This is a genomic window from Streptomyces sp. NPDC052701, assembly GCF_040678355.1.
GTDB lineage: Bacteria > Actinomycetota > Actinomycetes > Streptomycetales > Streptomycetaceae > Streptomyces.
On record NZ_JBFATO010000019.1, the window covers coordinates 93,040 to 112,653 of the forward strand.

22 protein-coding genes are annotated in these 19,614 nt (G+C 72.0%); 10 read left to right on the forward strand and 12 right to left on the reverse strand.

The genetic code is table 11. The annotated features are described in order from the left end of the window. Positions 1-7 precede the first annotated feature (7 nt). The 3 genes from AB0L29_RS22040 to AB0L29_RS22050 all read right to left on the reverse strand — a co-directional run bounded on the left by AB0L29_RS22040 (position 8) and on the right by AB0L29_RS22050 (position 2,516). Positions 8-274 (reverse strand): hypothetical protein, encoded by a 267-nt coding sequence (locus AB0L29_RS22040; protein WP_365829410.1) that lies wholly within the window; start codon positions 272-274, stop codon positions 8-10. Positions 275-303: 29 nt separating this feature from the next. After that, positions 304-1,821 carry a tRNA (N6-isopentenyl adenosine(37)-C2)-methylthiotransferase MiaB gene (gene miaB / locus AB0L29_RS22045; protein ID WP_365829411.1) on the reverse strand — a complete coding sequence of 506 codons (1,518 nt, stop codon included), beginning with the start codon at positions 1,819-1,821 and terminating at the stop codon, positions 304-306. 287 nt (positions 1,822-2,108) lie between these two features. After that, complete coding sequence (locus AB0L29_RS22050; RefSeq protein WP_365829412.1) at positions 2,109-2,516, reverse strand: MazG nucleotide pyrophosphohydrolase domain-containing protein; 408 nt, start codon at positions 2,514-2,516, stop codon at positions 2,109-2,111. A 119-nt stretch (positions 2,517-2,635) separates the two neighbouring features. Here AB0L29_RS22050 and AB0L29_RS22055 point away from each other — a divergent pair, with 119 nt between their 5' ends. Continuing rightward, positions 2,636-3,631: a TAXI family TRAP transporter solute-binding subunit gene (locus AB0L29_RS22055; RefSeq protein ID WP_365829413.1), complete on the forward strand. Its 996-nt coding sequence runs from the start codon at positions 2,636-2,638 to the stop codon at positions 3,629-3,631. 51 nt (positions 3,632-3,682) lie between these two features. On the opposite strand, the gene AB0L29_RS22060 is transcribed toward AB0L29_RS22055, so the two are convergent. Continuing rightward, complete coding sequence (locus tag AB0L29_RS22060; protein ID WP_365829414.1) at positions 3,683-5,083, reverse strand: HAMP domain-containing sensor histidine kinase; 1,401 nt, start codon at positions 5,081-5,083, stop codon at positions 3,683-3,685. A 9-nt stretch (positions 5,084-5,092) separates the two neighbouring features. Further along, positions 5,093-5,779, reverse strand: coding sequence for a response regulator transcription factor (locus AB0L29_RS22065; RefSeq protein ID WP_365829415.1), 687 nt, complete (start codon positions 5,777-5,779; stop codon positions 5,093-5,095). A 288-nt stretch (positions 5,780-6,067) separates the two neighbouring features. Here AB0L29_RS22065 and AB0L29_RS22070 point away from each other — a divergent pair, with 288 nt between their 5' ends. The 8 genes from AB0L29_RS22070 (at position 6,068) to AB0L29_RS22105 (ending at position 12,495) form a co-directional block, all read left to right on the forward strand. Then, positions 6,068-6,844, forward strand: a complete 777-nt coding sequence (locus AB0L29_RS22070; RefSeq protein WP_365829416.1) for an amino acid ABC transporter ATP-binding protein — start codon at positions 6,068-6,070, stop codon at positions 6,842-6,844. Positions 6,845-6,917: 73 nt separating this feature from the next. Further along, positions 6,918-7,763: a glutamate ABC transporter substrate-binding protein gene (locus tag AB0L29_RS22075; RefSeq protein ID WP_365829417.1), complete on the forward strand. Its 846-nt coding sequence runs from the start codon at positions 6,918-6,920 to the stop codon at positions 7,761-7,763. Positions 7,764-7,895: 132 nt separating this feature from the next. After that, a complete protein-coding gene (locus tag AB0L29_RS22080; protein ID WP_365829418.1) occupies positions 7,896-8,573 on the forward strand; it encodes an amino acid ABC transporter permease in 678 nt (225 codons plus the stop codon). After that, on the forward strand, positions 8,570-9,478 hold the full coding sequence (locus tag AB0L29_RS22085) for an amino acid ABC transporter permease (protein WP_365829419.1): 909 nt from the start codon (positions 8,570-8,572) through the stop codon (positions 9,476-9,478). The genes AB0L29_RS22080 and AB0L29_RS22085 overlap by 4 nt, the downstream gene beginning before the upstream one ends. A 175-nt stretch (positions 9,479-9,653) precedes the next feature. Beyond that, positions 9,654-11,270, forward strand: a complete 1,617-nt coding sequence (locus tag AB0L29_RS22090; RefSeq protein WP_365829450.1) for an FAD-dependent monooxygenase — start codon at positions 9,654-9,656, stop codon at positions 11,268-11,270. A 104-nt stretch (positions 11,271-11,374) separates the two neighbouring features. Then, complete coding sequence (locus tag AB0L29_RS22095; RefSeq protein WP_309544753.1) at positions 11,375-11,446, forward strand: putative leader peptide; 72 nt, start codon at positions 11,375-11,377, stop codon at positions 11,444-11,446. 78 nt (positions 11,447-11,524) lie between these two features. Continuing rightward, a complete protein-coding gene (locus AB0L29_RS22100) occupies positions 11,525-12,076 on the forward strand; it encodes a cysteine dioxygenase (protein WP_365829420.1) in 552 nt (183 codons plus the stop codon). Continuing rightward, positions 12,067-12,495, forward strand: a complete 429-nt coding sequence (locus tag AB0L29_RS22105; RefSeq protein WP_365829451.1) for a rhodanese-like domain-containing protein — start codon at positions 12,067-12,069, stop codon at positions 12,493-12,495. The genes AB0L29_RS22100 and AB0L29_RS22105 overlap by 10 nt, the downstream gene beginning before the upstream one ends. Before the next feature lie 205 nt (positions 12,496-12,700). Here AB0L29_RS22105 and recX read toward each other — a convergent pair whose 3' ends face one another. From recX to AB0L29_RS22125, 4 genes are all read right to left on the reverse strand, one after another. Continuing rightward, positions 12,701-13,534 (reverse strand): recombination regulator RecX, encoded by an 834-nt coding sequence (gene recX / locus AB0L29_RS22110; protein WP_365829421.1) that lies wholly within the window; start codon positions 13,532-13,534, stop codon positions 12,701-12,703. Positions 13,535-13,537: 3 nt separating this feature from the next. Beyond that, on the reverse strand, positions 13,538-14,665 hold the full coding sequence (gene recA, locus AB0L29_RS22115) for a recombinase RecA (protein ID WP_365829422.1): 1,128 nt from the start codon (positions 14,663-14,665) through the stop codon (positions 13,538-13,540). Between the two features lie 419 nt (positions 14,666-15,084). Next, positions 15,085-16,356 (reverse strand): AI-2E family transporter, encoded by a 1,272-nt coding sequence (locus AB0L29_RS22120; RefSeq protein ID WP_365829424.1) that lies wholly within the window; start codon positions 16,354-16,356, stop codon positions 15,085-15,087. Between the two features lie 60 nt (positions 16,357-16,416). Continuing rightward, positions 16,417-16,611, reverse strand: a complete 195-nt coding sequence (locus tag AB0L29_RS22125) for a DUF3046 domain-containing protein (protein WP_365829425.1) — start codon at positions 16,609-16,611, stop codon at positions 16,417-16,419. Between the two features lie 80 nt (positions 16,612-16,691). Here AB0L29_RS22125 and AB0L29_RS22130 point away from each other — a divergent pair, with 80 nt between their 5' ends. Then, positions 16,692-17,636 carry a hypothetical protein gene (locus AB0L29_RS22130; RefSeq protein ID WP_365829426.1) on the forward strand — a complete coding sequence of 315 codons (945 nt, stop codon included), beginning with the start codon at positions 16,692-16,694 and terminating at the stop codon, positions 17,634-17,636. A gap of 28 nt (positions 17,637-17,664) precedes the next feature. Here AB0L29_RS22130 and AB0L29_RS22135 read toward each other — a convergent pair whose 3' ends face one another. Genes AB0L29_RS22135 through AB0L29_RS22145 form a run of 3 tightly spaced genes read right to left on the reverse strand, consistent with a single transcriptional unit; the run spans position 17,665 to position 19,554 of the window. Then, positions 17,665-17,973, reverse strand: coding sequence for an AzlD domain-containing protein (locus AB0L29_RS22135; protein WP_365829427.1), 309 nt, complete (start codon positions 17,971-17,973; stop codon positions 17,665-17,667). Next, complete coding sequence (locus AB0L29_RS22140; RefSeq protein ID WP_365829428.1) at positions 17,970-18,689, reverse strand: AzlC family ABC transporter permease; 720 nt, start codon at positions 18,687-18,689, stop codon at positions 17,970-17,972. The genes AB0L29_RS22135 and AB0L29_RS22140 overlap by 4 nt, the downstream gene beginning before the upstream one ends. 10 nt (positions 18,690-18,699) lie before the next feature. Next, a complete protein-coding gene (locus AB0L29_RS22145) occupies positions 18,700-19,554 on the reverse strand; it encodes an AraC family transcriptional regulator (RefSeq protein ID WP_365829429.1) in 855 nt (284 codons plus the stop codon). Positions 19,555-19,614: the final 60 nt, after the last annotated feature.

A 19,614-nucleotide genomic window follows, 5' to 3' on the forward strand; every position in this document is an offset into this window, starting at 1 on the left:
TCGCCCCTCAGTCCTCGATCAGTACGTCCGTCAGATCGATCACGGTCAGGACGAGCACCACCAGCTTGCCGTCACTGATGACGTACTCGACGAAGAGGTTGCGCGAGAGGGCTATCCCGCGGGTCGACTCGTCGTCACCGACGGCGTGCGACAGCTTGTGGCGCGGGTCGGTGACGAGTATCGCCAGGCCGCGCTCCAGCACGTCGCGCCGGTCGGCGGGCAGGCTGTCCCGCACGCGTGCCGCGCGCTCGGTGAACTCCACGCTGTACGGCATGGGGGAAGCCTTCCCGCCGGTGTCCGACGTCAGTCGCAGCCGCAGCCGCTCGCCACGGCCGGCAGCGGCTCGGGCGCGCCGATCTTCGGCAGGCCCAGCATCACGCCCACCGGCTGGGCCTTCTCGGCGGCGTTGCGCTTCTCCCAGGCGTCGCCCGCGCGCGTGCGCCGCACGTCCAGCACGGGCCCCTCGGCGAGGAGGTGGTGCGGGGCGGCGTAGGTGACCTCGACCGTCACCACGTCACCGGGGCGGACCTCCTGGTCCGGCTTGGTGAAGTGCACCAGGCGGTTGTCGGGGGCGCGGCCGGAGAGGCGGTGGGTGGTGTCGTCCTTGCGGCCCTCGCCCTCGGCGACCATCAGCTCCAGGGTGCGGCCGACCTGCTTCTTGTTCTCCTCCCAGGAGATCTCCTCCTGGAGGGCGACCAGACGCTCGTAGCGCTCCTGGACGACCTTCTTGGGGATCTGGCCGTCCATCTCGGCGGCCGGGGTGCCCGGGCGCTTGGAGTACTGGAAGGTGAAGGCCTGTGCGAACCGCGCCTCGCGCACCACGTGCAGCGTCTGCTCGAAGTCCTCCTCGGTCTCGCCGGGGAAGCCCACGATGATGTCGGTGGTGATCGCCGCGTGCGGGATGGCCTCGCGCACCTTGCGGATGATGGTGAGGTACCGCTCCTGGCGGTAGGAACGGCGCATGGCCTTCAGGACCGCGTCCGAGCCGGACTGGAGCGGCATGTGCAGCTGCGGCATCACGTTCGGCGTCTCGGCCATGGCGGCGATGACGTCGTCGGTGAAGTCGCGCGGGTGCGGGGAGGTGAAGCGCACGCGCTCCAGTCCCTCGATGGTCCCGCAGGCGCGCAGCAGCTTGCTGAACGCCTCGCGGTCGCCGATGTCGGAGCCGTAGGCGTTGACGTTCTGGCCGAGCAGCGTGACCTCCGAGACGCCCTCGGCGACCAGGGCCTCGATCTCGGCGAGGATGTCGCCGGGGCGGCGGTCCTTCTCCTTGCCGCGCAGCGCCGGGACGATGCAGAAGGTGCAGGTGTTGTTGCAGCCGACGGAGATGGAGACCCAGGCCGCGTAGGCGCTCTCCCGGCGGGTGGGCAGCGTGGACGGGAACGCCTCCAGCGACTCGGCGATCTCGACCTGCGCCTCCTGCTGCACGCGCGCGCGTTCCAGCAGGACGGGCAGCTTGCCGATGTTGTGCGTGCCGAAGACGACGTCCACCCAGGGCGCGCGCTTCACGATGGTGTCGCGGTCCTTCTGCGCCAGGCAGCCGCCGACCGCGATCTGCATGCCGGGCCGCCTGGCCTTCTTCGGGGCGAGGTGGCCGAGGTTGCCGTAGAGCTTGTTGTCGGCGTTCTCGCGGACCGCGCAGGTGTTGAAGACGACGACGTCGGCGTCGCCGTCCGAGCCCTCGGGGGCGCGCACGTAGCCGGCGTCCTCCAGCAGTCCGGCCAATCGCTCGGAGTCGTGGACGTTCATCTGGCACCCGTAGGTGCGTACCTCGTACGTGCGTGTGCCGCCCACTGACTGGCTCCGGTCGATGCTGCTCATGGGGACAAGGGTAGGCGGTCCGCGGGAGTGGCCCGGGCCGCCCGTGGACGACCGGGCCCGCGGCCTCACGGTCCGGTCAGGCCCGCGCGGATCGCGCGCCGGACGAGTTGCGGGCGGTCGCGCCTGCCGGGTCCCTGCGGGAAGCCGGCGCGGTGGCGCCCGGCGGTCCGCGCGCTGACGAGGAGGAGTTCGCCGCTCTCCTTGGAGGTGCGGCCCTCGGTGACCGCGGCCTCTTCGCACCGCGGTCTTCCTCGTCCTCTTTGACCTGCGCACCGGCCCGGCGTCTGTCAGGCGCCCCCGCCCGGTACCCACCCCTGCCGCCGCAGTACGCCGGACACGTCCGGCGCCTCGTAGTGCTCGCCCTTGAGGACCTTGCCGTCGGCGCGGCGGGCGACCTGGCCGTCGGGGCCCAGTTTGGTCATGTTGGAGCGGTGGATCTCGGCGATCACCTCGTCGAGGTCGATGCCGTGCACGAGAGCCGTGCCGTACGCCACGTAGACGACGTCGGCCAGTTCGTGCGCGAGCCTGTCGAGCGGGCCGCCGACCGCCACCTCGGCGACCTCCGCGGCCTCCTCGGCGAGCAGCTCGCCGCGGTGCGCGGCCAGTTCCGGCGGCACCTCGGCCGGCGTCTCGCGGACGTCCAGCCCGAAGGCGAGGTGGAAGGCACGGACCAGGTCGGCGGGCGAGGAGCTCATGCGGCGACTGTAGCCACCCCCTCCTGCAGCGCCTTCACCGGCTCGCGACGCTCCTCCCCGAGGCATCCGCGACGCCCCTGCCTGGTCAGCGCGGCGCACGAGCTGGCAGGATCTCGCGCATGTCCATGGTGTTGTCCCGTATCGGCGGACGCCGGGTGGTGCAGGGCGCGGCCGCCGCCGTCGTGGCGCTCGGGCTGCTGCTGTGGTGGCTGCCGCCCTGGGGCGAGGAGCCGCCGGGCGGGCCGATCAGGTTCAGTACGGGCACCCTCTCGGGGGTCTACCAGAAGTACGGCGAACTGCTGCGCACCGAGCTCCACAAGGACATGCCCGACCTGAGGGTGAAGCTGCAGACCAGCGCGGGCTCGCAGGAGAACGTCAGGCGCGTGGCCACCGACGGGGCCGACTTCACCATCGCCGCGGCCGACGCGGTCGAGACGTACCGGCTCGACGGCGGTCCCGGCGCCGACCGGCTGCGCGGTGTCGCCCGTCTCTACGACGACTACGTCCAGCTCGTCGTGCCGCCGGACTCCGACGTCCGCTCCGTCTCGGACCTGCGGGGCAAGCGCGTGGCCATAGGGCTGCCCGACTCGGGGGTGCGGCTGATCGCCAACAGGGTGCTCAGGGCGGCCGGCATCGATCCGGAGAAGGACATCACGCCCTCGTCGGACGGCATCGACACCGGGCCCAAGCGGCTGGGGCACGGCCTCGACGCGTTCTTCTGGTCGGGCGGGCTGCCCACGAGCGGCCTGGAGCGGCTCGCCGAGAAGTCCGCCTTCCGGTTCGTGCCGATCGACGCCGCCCTGGTCGCCGAGCTGCACGAGCAAGGGGGTGCCACGCGGTACTACCGCGCCACCAACATGCCCGAGTCTGCGTACAAGACCGTCCAGAACGGCGAGTCCGTGCCGACGCTGGCGGTGTCCAACCTGCTGGTGACGCGCGAGGACGTGGATCCGCGGCTCACCGAGTGGCTGACCCGCGTGGTGATCAAGAGCAGGGACCGCATCGGCGAGCAGGTCCACTCCGCCCAGCTGGTCGACGTCCGCACGGCCATCTACACCGATCCGCTCCCGCTGCACAGGGGCGCGCAGCGCTACTACCGCTCGGTCAAGCCGTAGGGCGTCCCGCAGCGGGCGGCGGGCCGGGCGTCCCGGGGCGGGCGTCTCGGATCACGGCGCCGACCTCGGCACCGCCACCGTCACCTTCAGCCCGTGCGGCTCGTGGTGGTCGAACGCGATCGAGCCGCCGCCCGCCGCGAGCAGCGTCCGCGAGATGGACAGGCCGAGGCCGGAGCCCTTGACGTTCTGGTGGCGGCCGCTGCGCCAGAAGCGGTCGCCGACGCGGGCCAGTTCCTCGTCGGTGAGCCCGGGGCCGTGGTCGGTGACGACGACGGTGGAGGTGCCGCCGTCGGAGGCGACGGTGACCTCGACGGTCCCGCCCCCGGGCGTGAACTTCACCGCGTTGTCGATGACCGCGTCCAGCGCGCTGGACAGGGCGACCGGGTCGGCCCACGCGGTGGTGGGCGGGCAGTCGCCCAGCAGCCGTACGCCCTTGGCCCGGGCGGTCGGGGACCAGGCCGCGACGCGTTCGGCGGTGAGGGCTCCGATGTCGGTGACCCTCAGATCGGGCTCGGTGTGCTCGGCCAGCGCCAGGTCGAGCAGGTCGTCGAGCACCTGCGCGAGGCGTTTGCCCTCGGCCTGGACCGAGGCGATCTCCTCGTTGCCCTCGGGCAGTTCGAGGGCGAGCAGCTCGATGCGCAGCAGCAGCGCCGCGAGCGGGTTGCGCAGCTGGTGCGAGGCGTCGGCGACGAAGGCGCGCTGCTGCTCCAGCACGTTCTCCACGTTGTCGGCCATCTCGTTGAACGACCGGGCCAGCCTTCTGAGTTCCGGCGGTCCGCTCGCCACCGCGACCCGGGACTTCAGCCGCCCGGTGGCGATGTCGTGCGTGGTGGCGTCCAGGATCCGGACGGGCCTGAGCACCCACCCGGTCAGCCGCAGCGCGGCACCGACGGCCAGCAGCATCGCGGCGATCTCGCCCGCGCCGATGACCAGCCAGCCGCGCAGGGTGCGGGAGCGCATCTGGTCCGTGGGCGAGTCGGTGACCACGACCGCGACGACGTCCCCGTCCCGGATGACCGGCGAGGCGACCACGAGGGTGCGCCGCTGCCAGGGCCAGACCTGCTCGGGGTCGTGGCTGCGCCGGCTCAGCAGCGACTCCTCGAAGGCGTCGCGCACCTCGCCCTCCTCGGGCAGGAACCAGGTCCTCGGAGCCTGGGCCATGGGGGCGTCGGTGCGGTAGAAGACACCGGCGCGGATGCCGTAGACCTCGTGGTAGCTGCGCAGCTCGCTCTCCAGGATCGCCCTGCGCTCGTCCTCGACCGTCCCCGGGGAGGCGCCGGGCGAGTCGGTGACGAACTGGGCGAGGGCCGCGAAGCGTGCCGTGTCGTCGATCCGGTCGACGACGACCTTCTGCTGCTGGGCACCGGCCAGGCTGACGGCGAGCGGGATGCCGAGCGCGAGCAGTACGGCCGCCATCAGGACGATGAGCAGCGGGAGGAGGCGTGTGCGCACCCTGCCCCGCTACCCGGTGGGGGCGACGAGCCGGTAGCCGACGCCGCGCACGGTCTCGATGAGGGCGGGCATGCGCAGTTTGGCGCGCAGGGAGGCGACGTGCACCTCCAGGGTGCGCCCGGTCCCCTCCCAGCTGGTGCGCCACACCTCGCTGATGATCTGCTCCCGGCGGAAGACCACCCCGGGTCGCTGGGCCAGCAGGGCGAGCAGGTCGAACTCCTTGCGGGTGAGCGGGACGGCCATCCCGTCGACGCTGACCTGGCGTGTCGGCAGTTCGATGCGCACGGGGCCGAGGCGCAGCTCGTTCTCGCCGCCGCCCGGAGCGTCCTCGTGGACGGTGCGCCGGCTGACGGCGTGGATCCGGGCGAGCAGCTCTCCGGTGTCGTACGGCTTCACCACGTAGTCGTCGGCGCCGAGGTTGAGGCCGTGGATGCGCGAGCGCACGTCGGAGCGTGCGGTGACCATGATCACCGGGGTGCTGGTGCGTTTGCGGATCTTGCCGCAGACCTCGTATCCGTCCTGGTCGGGCAGGCCCAGGTCGAGGAGGACGACGCCGAAGCCGTCGCCTTCGGGGACGAGGGCCTGGAGGGCCTCCTCACCGCTGCGCGCGTGGGTGACGTCGAAGCCGTGCCGCGCCAGAACCGCCGACAGAGCTGCTGCGACATGGTTGTCGTCCTCGACGAGCAGCAGTCTCATCCGGGCCCCCTTCGGTTCATCGGCCGTACGATCTGGCTGTGTACAAAAACGCGTGCACGCGCGCGTGCACCTTGTGCAGTGACGCTGATGGACGAGGACGGCGTCAAGAGGGTTCCGGTTGCGCGCCGCTACCGTTATCCGGCCGATATGAGCCCTGCTCATAAGTGCTACGACACGTATCCGATTGCTATCGGATCGTGATGCTCAGATTCCCCTCAAGAGTAATGACGCAGGTCGTAGAGGGTTACTACTGTCCTCCGAAACCGAGGAGGACGGAGCCTGAGAGCGATGACCGAAGTATCGGTGGCCAAGGAAGACGTGGCCGCGACCGGCGATCTGGTCGTCCTGAAGAGCGTCAACAAGCACTTCGGCGCGTTGCACGTTCTCCAGGACATCAACCTGACCATCGCCCGCGGTGAAGTCGTCGTCGTGATCGGACCTTCCGGGTCCGGCAAGTCCACCCTGTGCCGCACCATCAACCGCCTGGAGACGATCGACTCCGGCACGATCACCATCGACGGCAAGCCGCTGCCCGCCGAGGGCAGGGAACTGGCGCGGCTGCGGGCCGACGTCGGGATGGTCTTCCAGTCCTTCAACCTCTTCGCGCACAAGACCGTGCTCGAGAACGTGACGCTGGGCCAGGTCAAGGTCCGCAGGAAGGACAAGAAGGCGGCCGAGGAGCGGGCCCGTGCCCTGCTCGACCGGGTCGGCGTGGCCGCGCAGGCCGACAAGTACCCGGCGCAGCTCTCCGGCGGCCAGCAGCAGCGTGTCGCCATCGCGCGGGCCCTGGCCATGGAGCCGAAGGTCATGCTCTTCGACGAGCCGACGTCCGCGCTCGACCCGGAGATGATCAACGAGGTTCTGGAGGTCATGCAGCAGCTCGCCCGCGACGGCATGACCATGATCGTCGTCACCCACGAGATGGGCTTCGCACGATCGGCCGCGAACCGCGTGGTGTTCATGGCGGACGGCCGCATCGTCGAGGAGGCCACGCCCGACCAGTTCTTCAGCAACCCGCGCAGCGACCGCGCCAAGGACTTCCTGTCCAAGATCCTGCACCACTGAGGCGCCCGTCGCGTCCGCGACGGCTCGCGTCACCCGCAACACGGCTTTCTCTTCACGGCAAAGGATGTTCACCATGAAGCTCCGCAAGGTTTCCGCCGCGGCCGCCACCGCTGTCGTCCTCGCCCTGACCGCCACCGCCTGCGGCGGCGACGACGGCGGCGACAACGGCGGCTCGGGCTCGGGCGGCGGCGACAAGATCAAGATCGGCATCAAGTACGACCAGCCGGGTCTGGGCCTGAAGGAGCCGGACGGTTCCTTCTCCGGCTTCGACGTGGACGTGGCGACGTACGTGGCCAAGGAACTGGGCTACGAGCCGAACCAGATCGAGTGGGTCGAGACCAAGAGCGCCGACCGCGAGAACGCGCTGTCCCGCGGCGACGTGAAGTTCATCGCGGCGACCTACTCCATCACCGACGAGCGCAAGCAGAAGGTCGACTTCGCCGGTCCCTACCTGCTGGCGCACCAGGACCTGCTGGTCAAGAAGGACTCGGACATCACCGAGGCGACGGACCTGAACGACAAGAAGCTGTGCTCGGTGACCGGCTCGACCTCGGCGCAGAACGTCAAGAACGACTTCGCGCCGAAGGCCCAGCTGAACCAGCGCGGCGGCTACTCGGAGTGTCTGTCCGCTCTGCAGAGCGGCGCCGTGGACGCACTGACCACCGACGACTCCATCCTCGCCGGTTACGCCGCGCAGGAGCAGTACAAGGGCCAGTTCAAGCTCGCCGGTCTGAAGCTCAGCAACGAGAACTACGGCATCGGTGTGAAGAAGGGCGACACCGAGACCGTGAACAAGATCAACGACGCCCTGGAGAAGATGGTCAGCGACGGCTCCTGGAAGAAGGCCGTCGAGGAGAACTTCGGGCCCGCGGGCTACAAGAACGAGCCCGCCCCGAAGATCGGCCAGATCGTCCAGTAACGCGGGACTCCGCCGACGCAGGATCCCCGCGGTCACAGCGGGGATCCGCAGGTGCGCCGCCGTCCGTCCCTTCTCCGGCGGCGGCGCACCACGTCCGCCACGTACGTCACACACCCGGAAGCGCGGGAGATCGTGTTCGACTTTCTTTCAGACTATGACGACCCGACCCTGCTGGGCGCCTTCTGGGTCACGGTGCAGCTCACCGTCTTCTCGGCCGTCGGATCCCTGATCTGGGGCACCCTGCTGGCGGCCATGCGGGTCAGCCCGGTTCCGTTGATGCGCGGGTTCGGCACCGCCTACGTGAACATCGTCCGGAACATCCCCCTGACCGTCATCATCGTCTTCACCTCGCTCGGCCTCGCCGACATCTTCGGCGTGACGATGGGCGCACCCGACGACTTCGAGGTCAAGTACTTCAGGCTCGCCGTGCTCGGCCTCTCCGCCTACACCGCGGCCTTCGTCTGCGAGGCGATCCGCTCCGGCATCAACACGGTGCCCGTCGGACAGGCCGAGGCCGCGCGCGCCATCGGACTGAGCTTCAGCCAGGTCCTGCGGCTGGTCGTGCTGCCGCAGGCGTTCCGCTCGGTCATCGGACCGCTGGCCAACGTGCTGATCGCGCTGACCAAGAACACCACCGTGGCGGCCACGATCGGCGTGGCGGAGGCCGCCCTCCTGATGAAGGAAATGATCGAGAACGAGGCACAGACGCTGCTCATCGGCGCGATCTTCGCCTTCGGGTTCGTGGTACTGACCCTGCCCACCGGCCTGATCCTCGGTTGGCTGAGCAAGCGACTGGCGGTGAAGCGATGAGCTCCGTCCTTTACGACACCCCCGGCCCGAGGGCCAAGCGGCGCAACCTGCTCCTCTCGGTGGTCTTCTTCGTCCTGCTCGCCCTGCTGCTGTGGTGGGTCTGGCAGACGATGGACGACAAGGGCCAGCTCAAGTGGTCCCTGTGGGAGCCGTTCACCACGTCCGCGGCCTGGGAGACGTACCTGCTGCCGGGCCTGGGCAACACGCTGAAGGCGGCGGCGCTGGCCATGGTGATCGCCCTCCCGCTGGGCGCCGTCCTCGGCATCGCCCGGCTGTCCGACCACCGCTGGGTGCGCGTCCCGGCCGGCGCGGTGGTCGAGTTCTTCCGGGCGATCCCGGTGCTGCTGCTGATGCTGTTCGCCAACGAGTTCTACGACCGCTCCACGAACGTCGCCAGCGGGGACCGGCCCCTGTACGCGGTCGTCACCGGCCTGGTGCTCTACAACGCCTCGGTCCTCGCCGAGATCGTCCGGGCCGGCATCCTCTCCCTGCCCAAGGGGCAGTCGGAGGCCGCCATGGCGATCGGCCTGCGCAAGGGCCAGACGATGCGGAGCATCCTGCTCCCGCAGGCCGTCACGGCGATGCTGCCGGCCATCGTCAGCCAGCTGGTCGTCATCGTGAAGGACACCGCGCTGGGCGGCGTGATGCTCGGGTTCACCGAGCTGCTGAACACGCGCAGCACCCTCGCGGCCAACTACGCGAACGTCATCCCCAGCTTCATCGTGGTCGCGGTCATCTTCATCGTGCTGAACTTCCTCCTCACCTCCTTCGCCTCCTGGCTGGAGGCCAGGCTGCGCCGCAGCAAGCGCGGCACGGGCGCGGTCGTCGGCGCCGGCGAGGTCGACGAGCTCAACGCGGCCGAGGTGGGGGGCACACACGGAACCGGTGCCAAGGGCACCGTCTGACACCCGGCCGGCTCGAACGAAGGACACGGAGGCAGTGGCATGATCGCCACTGCCTCCGTCGCTTGACGCAAGCACCGGCAATAGGTTGCATACGTTCTGTGATCGTGCACCCTGCTCCACCTTCCTGTTCACCCTCGTCATCCACGACGTCACCACGAGCAGGGGGCGCCGCACCGTGGACCCGGTGATCATCGTCGGAGCGGGGCCCGTCGGGCTCACGCTCGCCCTGGCGCTGGCGCGCCAAGAGGTGCCGTGCGTCGTCCTGGACGAAGGGCCGGGCAAGGACGAGCCGCGTCCCGCGCGCACCGTCGTCCTGCGCGAGGACACCGCGGCCCTCGTGTCACGCCTCACCGGTGCGCCGCTGACCGAGGCCGGTGCCCGCTGGGCCGGATGGCGGTCGGTGCGGCGCAAGCAGGTGATGCGTGAGATCGCGTTCGACGACGCCGAGGCCTCTCCCCTGCACATCGCGCAGCACGTCCTGACGGAGGCCCTGCGCGCGGCCGCCGCCGGCGAACCCCTCGTCGAGGTCGCCGTGGACAGCCGTCTGGACGGCCTGGAGCAGGAGTCCTCGGGCGTGACGGCCCACACCCGCGGCCCCAGGGGCACCTGGTGGCGCGGCAGCTACCTGGTCGGTTGCGACGGCCCGCGCTCGACCGTCCGCAAGCTCCAGGACATCCGCTTCCCGGGCCGCACGGCGGTGGAACGTCACGCCGTGGCCGCGCTGCGCACGGACCTCCCGTGGCAGGACGAGGCCCTGCTGCACCGGATGCCGCCGTGGCGCACCTCCGGCCCCTTCGCCGGGGAGATCACCGCACGTCCCCTCCCGGACGACGTGTGGCGTCTGGACTGGCTGCTGCCGCCGGGCAAGGACCTGGTCACGCCCGAACTGCTGCTGGCCCGGATCCGGGAGACCCTCGTCGGCTGGACCGGCGAGGCGACCCCCTGGTACGAACTGCTGGACACCGGGGTCCACACGGTCCACCACCGGCTGGCGCGCCGCTGGCGGGTCGGACGCGTGTTCCTCGCCGGGGACGCGGCGCACCTGCTCGGCGCGCTGGGCACGCACGGGCTCGACGAAGGGCTCAGGGACGCCGACAACCTCGCCTGGAAGCTGGCCGTGGCCTGGCACCACGGGCCGCACGAGGCACTGCTGGACAGTTACCAGGCGGAGCGGCGCGCGGTCGTCGCCGCCCGGCTGCGCGCCGCCGACCAGGCACTGCCGCTGCTGCGCGGCGGCGGGGGGCTGCGCGCGTACGTCCCCGGCTCGGCCCGCAACCACGACGCCCTGCTCGCCGACGGCCACCTGGGACAGGGCCCGCTGGGTGCGCCGGGGACGTACGCCGGCTCGCCGCTCGCACCCCGGCGGCCGGAGGGCGAGGTCCCCGTGGCCACCCCGCCCGGAGCGCAGGTCGTCGACGTGCGGGTCACGGCGGAGGACGGCTCGTTCGTGCGGCTGCGGGACCGGTTCGGCCGCGGCGCGCTGCTCGCGGTGCTGATCGCGCCGGGCACGGGGGTGTGGGAGCGCCGGCACTGGATGAGCGCCGGCATCATGCCCCGGCTCGCCGCCGCGGTGGCGGCGCTGCCGCACCCCGCCGAGCTGCTCGTCGCCGAGAGTTACCCGGGGGCCGCCGCGCACACGGTGCTCCTGGTACGCCCGGACGGACACCTCGTCACCGCGCTGAACGGGGCGCGCCCCGACGACCTGTACGCGGCGGCGCAGGCCACGCTGGGCGGCCCGGCGGCTCAGGCCGGCGCGGAAACCGGAGCGGACGCTTCGGCCGGCTCCCGCTGACCGGACCCGCCCGCGTGCCCGCTGTGACCGTGCGTCCGCATAGTGACAGCGAGTTGACCGGTTCGCACCGGCATGGTGTACTCCGGATCGTGATCGACACCTGTGTGCGCCTGTGGCGGAGGGTCCATATGGACCTCGTCCGCTATGCGGGCTGCGTGTGTCGCCCGTCCTGCTGAATTCGCATCCCTTCTTCCGGCGCGCGCCGCTTCCGGGCCGCCGCGTGCCCGTCGCGAACCCTCTTCAGGACGGTATCCATGTCTGTGTCCCCTTCCGCGTCCCCTTCCGCGTCTCCTTCCGCGTCCCCCGCTGTCTCCGCTCCCACCCAGGCCGACCTCCTGGAATTCGTCCGGCGCACGGCCGCCGACGCCGAGCTGATCGCCTCGCTTCCGCTCGATCCGGAGGGCCGCACCTGGGTGCGGCTGGAGGGCCCCCGGGGCAGCGAGGCCTGGCTGATCGGCTGGCCGCCCGGCACGGGCACCGGCTGGCACGACCACGCCGACTCCGTCGGCGCCTTCGTGACCGCCTCGGGTGAGCTCAAGGAGAACTCGCTCGCCGCGCGGCTGCCCACCGACGGCTGGAAGACCCTGGAACTCACCGAGGGCGTGGACCGGGAACGCCGGCTGCCGGCCGGCCAGGGCCGCGCCTTCGGCCGCCACCACGTCCACGAGGTGCTCAACGACTCCCCCGACCGGCACGCGATCTCCGTGCACGCCTACTACCCGCCCCTTCCGCAGATCCGCCGCTACAGCCGCAGCGGCCCGGTCCTGCGCCTGGAGCAGGTCGAGCGCCCGGAGGACTGGCAGTGAGCGAGGAGCGGGTGGGTATCGACGCGTTGCTGGAGCGGGTCCGCGCCGGCTACCGGCGGGTCGGGGCAGGCGAGGCGTACGAGGCCGCCCGGCGCGGTGAGGCGCTGTTGGTGGACATCCGGTACGCGGCCCTGCGCGCACGCGACGGCCTGATTCCCGGCGCCCTCGTCGTCGAGCGCAACGAGCTGGAGTGGCGCCTCGATCCGCAGGGCAGCCACCGCCTCCCCGAGGCCACCGGCCACGACCTGCGCGTCGTCGTGATCTGCAACGAGGGCTACGCCTCCAGCCTGGCGGCGGAGTCCCTGCACCGGCTGGGCCTGCACCGGGCCACCGATCTGGTCGGAGGCTTCCAGGCGTGGCGGGCGGCGGGGCTGCCGGTGACGGCGGTGCCGCGGGACGGCCGGCTCGGGTCACCGTAGGCGGTGCGGCGGTGGCGACGCGGACGTGACGGGCCGCACGGCCGACGGGAGGGGCTGCTTCCCGGTGGGTTCCGGACGTGAGGAGCGGCCCTCGGCAGTCCACCGTGCCGGGCACGGGCAGCGGGCGGAGACCAGCTCGGACCGAAGCCCGGCCCGGCTGGGAGTGCCGGGCCGTCCGGCAGGGACATCCGCCCCGATCCGCCGGTCAGAACCCCTCGTCGAGGAACTCCGTGTCCTCGCCCTCCTCCTCCAGCGCCTGCCGGACCACACGCAGCGCCAGGCCCTCGGGGTAGCCCTTGCGGGCGAGCATGCCCGCGAGACGGCGGATCCGCTTGTCGCGGTCGAGCCCCCGGGTGGAGCGCAGCTTGCGGGCGACGAGCTCGCGCGCCGTCGCCTCCTCCTGCTCGGAGTCGAGCTGGGCGACGGCCGCGTCGATCAGTGTGGAGTCGACGCCCTTGGTCCGCAGTTCCCGGGCGAGCGCCCGCCGGGCCAGTCCCCGGCCGTGGTGCCGGGACTCCACCCAGGCGTCGGCGAAGGCGCCGTCGTCGATCAGGCCGGCCTCTTCGAACCGGGACAGCACCTCTTCGGCGGCCTCGTCCGGGATCTGCCGCTTGCGCAGGGCGTCCGCGAGCTGCTTCCGCGTCCGCGGGGTCCCGGTGAGCAGACGCAGGCAGATCGCCCGGGCCTGCTCGACCGGGTCCTCCGCGGCCGCAGACTCCCCCTGCTCGGCCCTCGACGAGGAGGGGGAGCCTGCGTCCTCGGCGGTCGCACGCCGGCGCCCGCGCCCACGACGCGACCCGCCGTCACGCGAGCCACCTCCTCGTGAGCCGTCCGCGCGACGCGCCCCGCCGTCATGACGCCGGCCGCCGCCCGGGCCCTCGTCGTAGTGCTCGTCCGGGGCGCAGGCGTCGTGCTGGCCGCCGTGCCCACAGGCCTCGTCACCGTCCGCGGCCGGGGCCGTACCGGGTCCGGTGCCCCTCCCCCGTGGGGCACCGGACCCGGTGTACTCGTACTCGGCCCAGTCGCTTCGCCGTGTCACGGGTCAGCTCTTGGCCGCCGCGGCCTTGGACTTGGTGGCCTTGGCCGCTGCCGGGGCGGGCACCGGCGCCGGGGCGTCGGCCGGGGCGGCGGAGACCGCGGTGTCCGTGCCCGGCTCGGCGGCCGGCTCCTCGGCGCGCACGCCGACGCCCAGCTTCTCCTTGATCTTCCTCTCGATCTCGTTGGCGAGGTCGGGGTTGTCCTTGAGGAAGTTGCGGGCGTTCTCCTTGCCCTGGCCGAGCTGGTCGCCCTCGTACGTGTACCAGGCGCCGGCCTTGCGGACGAAGCCGTGCTCCACGCCCATGTCGATCAGGCCGCCCTCACGGCTGATGCCCTGGCCGTAGAGGATGTCGAACTCGGCCTGCTTGAAGGGCGGCGCGACCTTGTTCTTGACGACCTTGCAGCGGGTGCGGTTGCCGACCGCCTCCGTGCCGTCCTTCAGGGTCTCGATGCGGCGGATGTCGATGCGCACCGAGGCGTAGAACTTCAGCGCCCGGCCACCGGTCGTGGTCTCGGGCGAGCCGAACATCACGCCGATCTTCTCGCGCAGCTGGTTGATGAAGATCGCGGTCGTCTTCGACTGGTTGAGCGCGCTGGTGATCTTCCGCAGGGCCTGGCTCATCAGACGGGCCTGCAGACCCACGTGGCTGTCGCCCATCTCGCCCTCGATCTCCGCACGCGGGACGAGCGCGGCGACGGAGTCGATGACGATGAGGTCGAGGGCGCCGGAGCGGACCAGCATGTCCACGATCTCCAGAGCCTGCTCGCCGTTGTCCGGCTGGGACAGGATCAGGTTGTCGATGTCGACGCCGAGCTTCTTCGCGTACTCGGGGTCGAGGGCGTGCTCCGCGTCCACGAAGGCGACCTGGCCGCCGGCCTTCTGCGCGTTCGCCACCGCGTGCAGGGTCAGGGTCGTCTTACCGGAGGACTCCGGTCCGTAGATCTCCACCACACGGCCGCGCGGCAGGCCGCCGACGCCGAGGGCCACGTCGAGCGCGGTCGACCCGGTCGGGATGACCTCGATGGGCTCCTTCGACCGCTCGCCCATGCGCATGACCGCGCCCTTGCCGAATTGTCGTTCAATCTGTGCGAGCGCGGCGTCCAGCGCCTTCTCGCGGTCGGTTCCTGCCATGGGTTCCACCCGATTTGCTTGAGTCGATCGCTTCACGTCAAAGACGCTAACGCCTGCCACTGACAATGCGCCCTGACGCACGTCCGGCCTGTGGATAACTGGGGCGCTTCTCCACCGAAACCGTGTCGAAACGCCCATCGGAAGCCTCACCGGAGCCTCCATAAGAATAGATGTTCGATTTTGGTGTCAAGCGCGCCACGCGGCACCCCGGAGCGCCCGCACCACCTCCGGGAAGGCCTCCGCCACCCGGTTCCCCGGGCGGTCGGCAGCACCGCGGCGAGCGGAGCGCCAGGCCGCACCGACCGGGCATGTCCTCGGGCGAGCGGAGCGCCCGGCCGCACCAACCAGGCACCTCCTCGGCGGCGTCGCGGTCCCGCCGTGACGCCCCGCCCCCACGGACTCCCGCGAGGGCCGGCGCCTCAGGAGGGGCTCTCCCCGGACCCCCCGCCCGCGGAGCGCACCGCTCCAGGCCGCCGTGCCCACAGCCGCCGCACGCCCGCGACGAGGCTCGGACCGTTCCCCGATCTGCGGTGGCCGTGCACACGCGGGTCGTCCGTGACGTCGTACCGCTTCACGTACGCGCCCAGGAACGCCTGCAGCGTGGCGATGGCGGGAATGGCGATCAGCGCGCCGACGGCACCGAGGAGCGCGGTGCCCGCGACGACCGAACCGAAGGCGACCGCGGGGTGGATGTCGACGGTCTTCGAGGTCAGCTTGGGTTGCAGCACGTAGTTCTCGAACTGCTGGTAGACGACGACGAAGATCAGCACCCACAGCGCGTACCAGGGGTCGACCGTGAAGGCGATCAGCATGGGCAGGGCGCCCGCGAGATAGGTGCCGATGGTGGGGATGAACTGCGACACCAGGCCGACCCACACGGCGAGCACGGGCGCGTACGGCACCCCCAGGACCTGCAGCAGCACGTAGTGCGCCACACCGGAGATCAGGGCCATCAGCCCGCGCGAGTACAGGTAGCCGCCGGTCTTGTCGACGGCGATCTCCCAGGCGCGCAGCACCTCGGCCTGCCGGGCGGGCGGCAGCACGGAGCAGATCGTGCGGCGCAGCCGCGGACCGTCCGCGGCGAAGTAGAACGAGAACAGCGCGACCGTCAGCAGCTGGAAGAGGCCACCGATGACCTGGGCGGACACGTCCAGGACACCGGTGGCGCTGTTCTGCACGTAGGTGCGCAGCCAGTCGGAGCGCAGCAGGCCCTCCTGGATGTCCACGCGCCTGAGATCGGTCTTGAAGTGCGTGTTGACCCAGTTGATGACGGAGTCCAGGTAATCCGGGAAGCCCTCGACCATCTTGATGATCTGGCCCGCCAGCATGGACCCGAGCAGGGTGACGAACCCCGCCGCCACGATCATCACGCCGATGAAGACCAGGAAGGTGGCCAGCCCCCGGCGCATCCCGCGCGAGGCCATCCAGCTCACCGCGGGCTCGACGGCGAGCGCCAGGAAGAACGCGATGAGGACGTTGATCAGCAGGCCGGTGAGCTGGTGGAACGCCCAACTGCCGAGCTGGAACACGGCGATGAGCGCGAGCGCGAGCACCATCGCGCGCGGTAGCCAGCGCGGCATGCGGGCGTTCGGGCCGGCGGCGCCGCCGGCCGGGGGCCGGGCGGGCGGTGTCGTACCGAACGGGGATGCGTGCGGGGCTGCTGCCTGCCCGGGCTCGTCAGTGGGTGCCACGGCTCAAGTCTGGCCCACGCCACCGGCGGCGGACCCCCGCCCCTCGATCTTCGTGACCGGTCAGCGCTTCTCCTGCGGCACGTTCATGACCGCGCACACCACACGCCACACGTCCTTGGCCTCCCAGCCCGCGTCCAGTGCCTGGTGCACCGTGTGCCCGCCGAGTTCCGTCATGACGTGATCGCGCGCGAAGGTGTCGGCGTAGCCGGGACCGAAGTGGTCCGCCATCCGCTGCCAGAAGACCGTCAACCGCATGAACCCAGTATCCCGCTCCCGGGGGTGGGCCCGGACCGGGAGCGCCTGCCGGCACCGCTTTCCGCCCTACGGTCTGTCGCATGCCCGAATCAGGAGCTTCCCCCCTCCCCTGCACGCCCCCGGCGCGCACCCCGCTCGCCCGCGCCGAACGCTTCGTGTGGCTCACCGCGCGCGTGCTGGAGCAGCGCCTCTTCGCGCACCACTTCCGGGGCGGCGGCGCCGACCCCGTGGAGACGGCGCTGGACGCCTACCGCAACGACGACGGCGGGTACGGTCACGCGCTGGAACCCGATCTGCGCGGCCCGGTCAGTCAGCCCCTGCACACCGCGCGCGCCCTGCGCGTCCTGGACGCCGTCGGGCGCTGCGGCGGTCAGCGCGCGGAGCGCGTGTGCCGCTACCTGACCTCCGTGTCCACCGCGGACGGCGCCCTCCCGGCGGTCCACCCCGGCCAGCGCGGCTACCCGGCCGCCCCCTTCGTCCCGATCACGGACGACCCTCCCGGTGAACTCCTCGCCACCGGCCCGGTGGTGGGCCTGCTGCACCGCAACGAGGTGTGGCACGCCTGGCTGTTCCGGGCCACCGACTTCTGCTGGCAGGCCGTCGAGTCCCTGAAGGAGCCGCACCCGTACGAGATCGAGGCCGCCGTCGCCTTCGTGGACTCCGCTCCCGACCGCCCGCGTGCCCAGGCGGCCGCCGACCGCCTGGGCCGCCTGGTGCGCGAGCACCGGCTCGCCGCCCTGGACCCGGACGGCCTCGACGCGTTCCCGGTGCCGCCCGGCCACGCCCCGGACGGGCATCGCTTCCCGCACGACTTCGCCAGGACACCGCACTCGCTGGCGCGCGCGTGGTTCACGGACGACGAGATGTCCCGCTCCCTGGACTTCCTGGCCTCGCAGCAGCAGCAGGACGGTGGCTGGCCCGTCCGCCGGCACCGCTGGGCCCCGGCTCCCGCGCTGGAGGCGCGCCCCATGGCGACCATCGAGGCGCTGCGCACCCTGGGGGCGTACGGCCGCGCCCTCACCTGACCGTCACGGACCCGGGCCCGCCCGGTCGTCACCCGGCCAGGGCCCGCACCCCCGCGGTCACCCCCACGGCCACCGCGACGACGACCAGGAAGGGCGCGCGCAGGACCAGTGCGACAGCGGCGGCACCGACTCCCGCGACCCGCGCGTCCAGCACCAGCTCCTGCCCGTCGCCGAAGGTCTGCTGGGCCGTGAGAGCGGCGAGCAGCGCCACCGGCAGCAGGGCGGCCAGCCGCCGGACGAGGGGCCGCTCGAGGACGCCCGGGGGCACCAGCAACCCGGCCAGTTTGACGGCGTAGCACCCGAGAGCGGTCACTGCGACGGCGATCCAGACGTTCACCGCTCTCCCCCGGCCGTGCCGCGGCGACGGCCCTGTGCCCAGAGCACGGCCGGCGCCGCGAGCGCGGCCGCCAGCACCGGCACCCCGGCGGGCAGGACGGGCAGCAGGCCGAGCCCCAGCAGGACGGCGAGCCCGGCGACCGTCCGCTCCACGCCGGTCCTCAGCATCGGCGCGAGCAGCGCCAGGAAGACGGCGGGCCCCGCCGCGTCCAGACCCCACGCGTCGGTGTCCCCCAGGGCCTCGGCCCCCAGCGCGCCGAACAGCGTGGTCAGGTTCCACAACAAATACAGGCTGAGCCCGGTCACGACGAACCCGGTCCGCGCGTTCCGCCGCGTGGGCTGCGCGAGGGCGACGGCGGCCGTCTCGTCGATGACCCACTGGGCGGCGAACGGCCGCACCGCGCGCGGGAGGGCCAGCACCTGCGACAGGCGCAGCCCGTAGAAGGCGTTGCGCACGCCCAGGAAGAAGGCCCCGGCGGCCGCCGTGAGCGGACCGCCTCCGGCCGCGAGCGCCCCCACCAGCGCGAACTGGGACGCCCCGGTGAACACCAGGAGACTGAGCGCACACGTCTGCGTCACCGAGAGCCCGCTGCCGGCCGAGGTCACCCCGAAGGCGAACCCGGACAGTCCGACGGCGACTCCGACACCGAGGGCGTCCCGGACGACGGTGCCGTCCGGTCTCGCCCCTGCCTCCGCGAGAGCTGGCTGTTCTGTCACGCACCGGAGGCTACGAGAGCCGTCCCGGCGTGTCTTGTACGTTCCTGCGCTCCCTCCGGTACGCCCCGGGAGGCACGCCGACGATCCGCGCGAAGTGCCGGTTCAGGTGCGGCTGGTCGGCGAACCCCACGGCGGCGGCGGCCTCAGAGGGCGTCGCCCCTCCGTCGAGCAGCCGCCGGGCCCGCCGCACCCGCGCGTCCGTGAGCCAGGTGTGGGGCGGCATCCCGTAGGCGTCCCGGAACGCGCGCAACAACGCGAACGGGCCGGTCCCGAGCTCACCGGCCAGGTCCTCCAGGGTCGGCGGTCCGGCCATCCGCTCCTCCAGCACCGCACGCGCGCGTGCCGCGATCCGGGCCCCCGCCGTGCGCACCTCCCGCCGCGGCAGCGCCCCGCCGTTCGACCGCAGCAGCCGGGTGACGGCGACCCGCAGCAGCGTGTCGGCGGCCAGCGCGTCGCCCTCGTCGGCGGCCCGCAGCACCCGGTGCACCAGTGCGACCGTGTGCGGATCGTCCACCACCGGGCTGACGAACCCCGGCGTGCCCCGCAGGGCGGTCGTCTCGGCGGCGATCCCGGCCACGACCTCGGGCGACGGGTACACGGCCCCGTACCGCCATCCCTCGGGCGCCCCGGCCCGCCCGGTGTGCGGCGTGTCCGGATTGACCAGGGCGAGCGCTCCGGCCCCCGCGTACCGGTCCTCCCCGCCGTGCTGGAAGACCTCCACGCCGTCGGCGATGGCGGCGATCACGAAGTTCTCGTGCGTATGCCGCACGAACGTCTTCCGGATGTACCGGGCCCGCAGCAGATCGACACCGGGCAGCCCGGCGTACCGCCAGTGCCGAGCGCGTTCCCCTCCCGCATCGGCCATACGGCCATTGTCACCGGCCGTGGGGCCGGAGCGCACCCCGCCCCCCGATGTCAGTGCCGG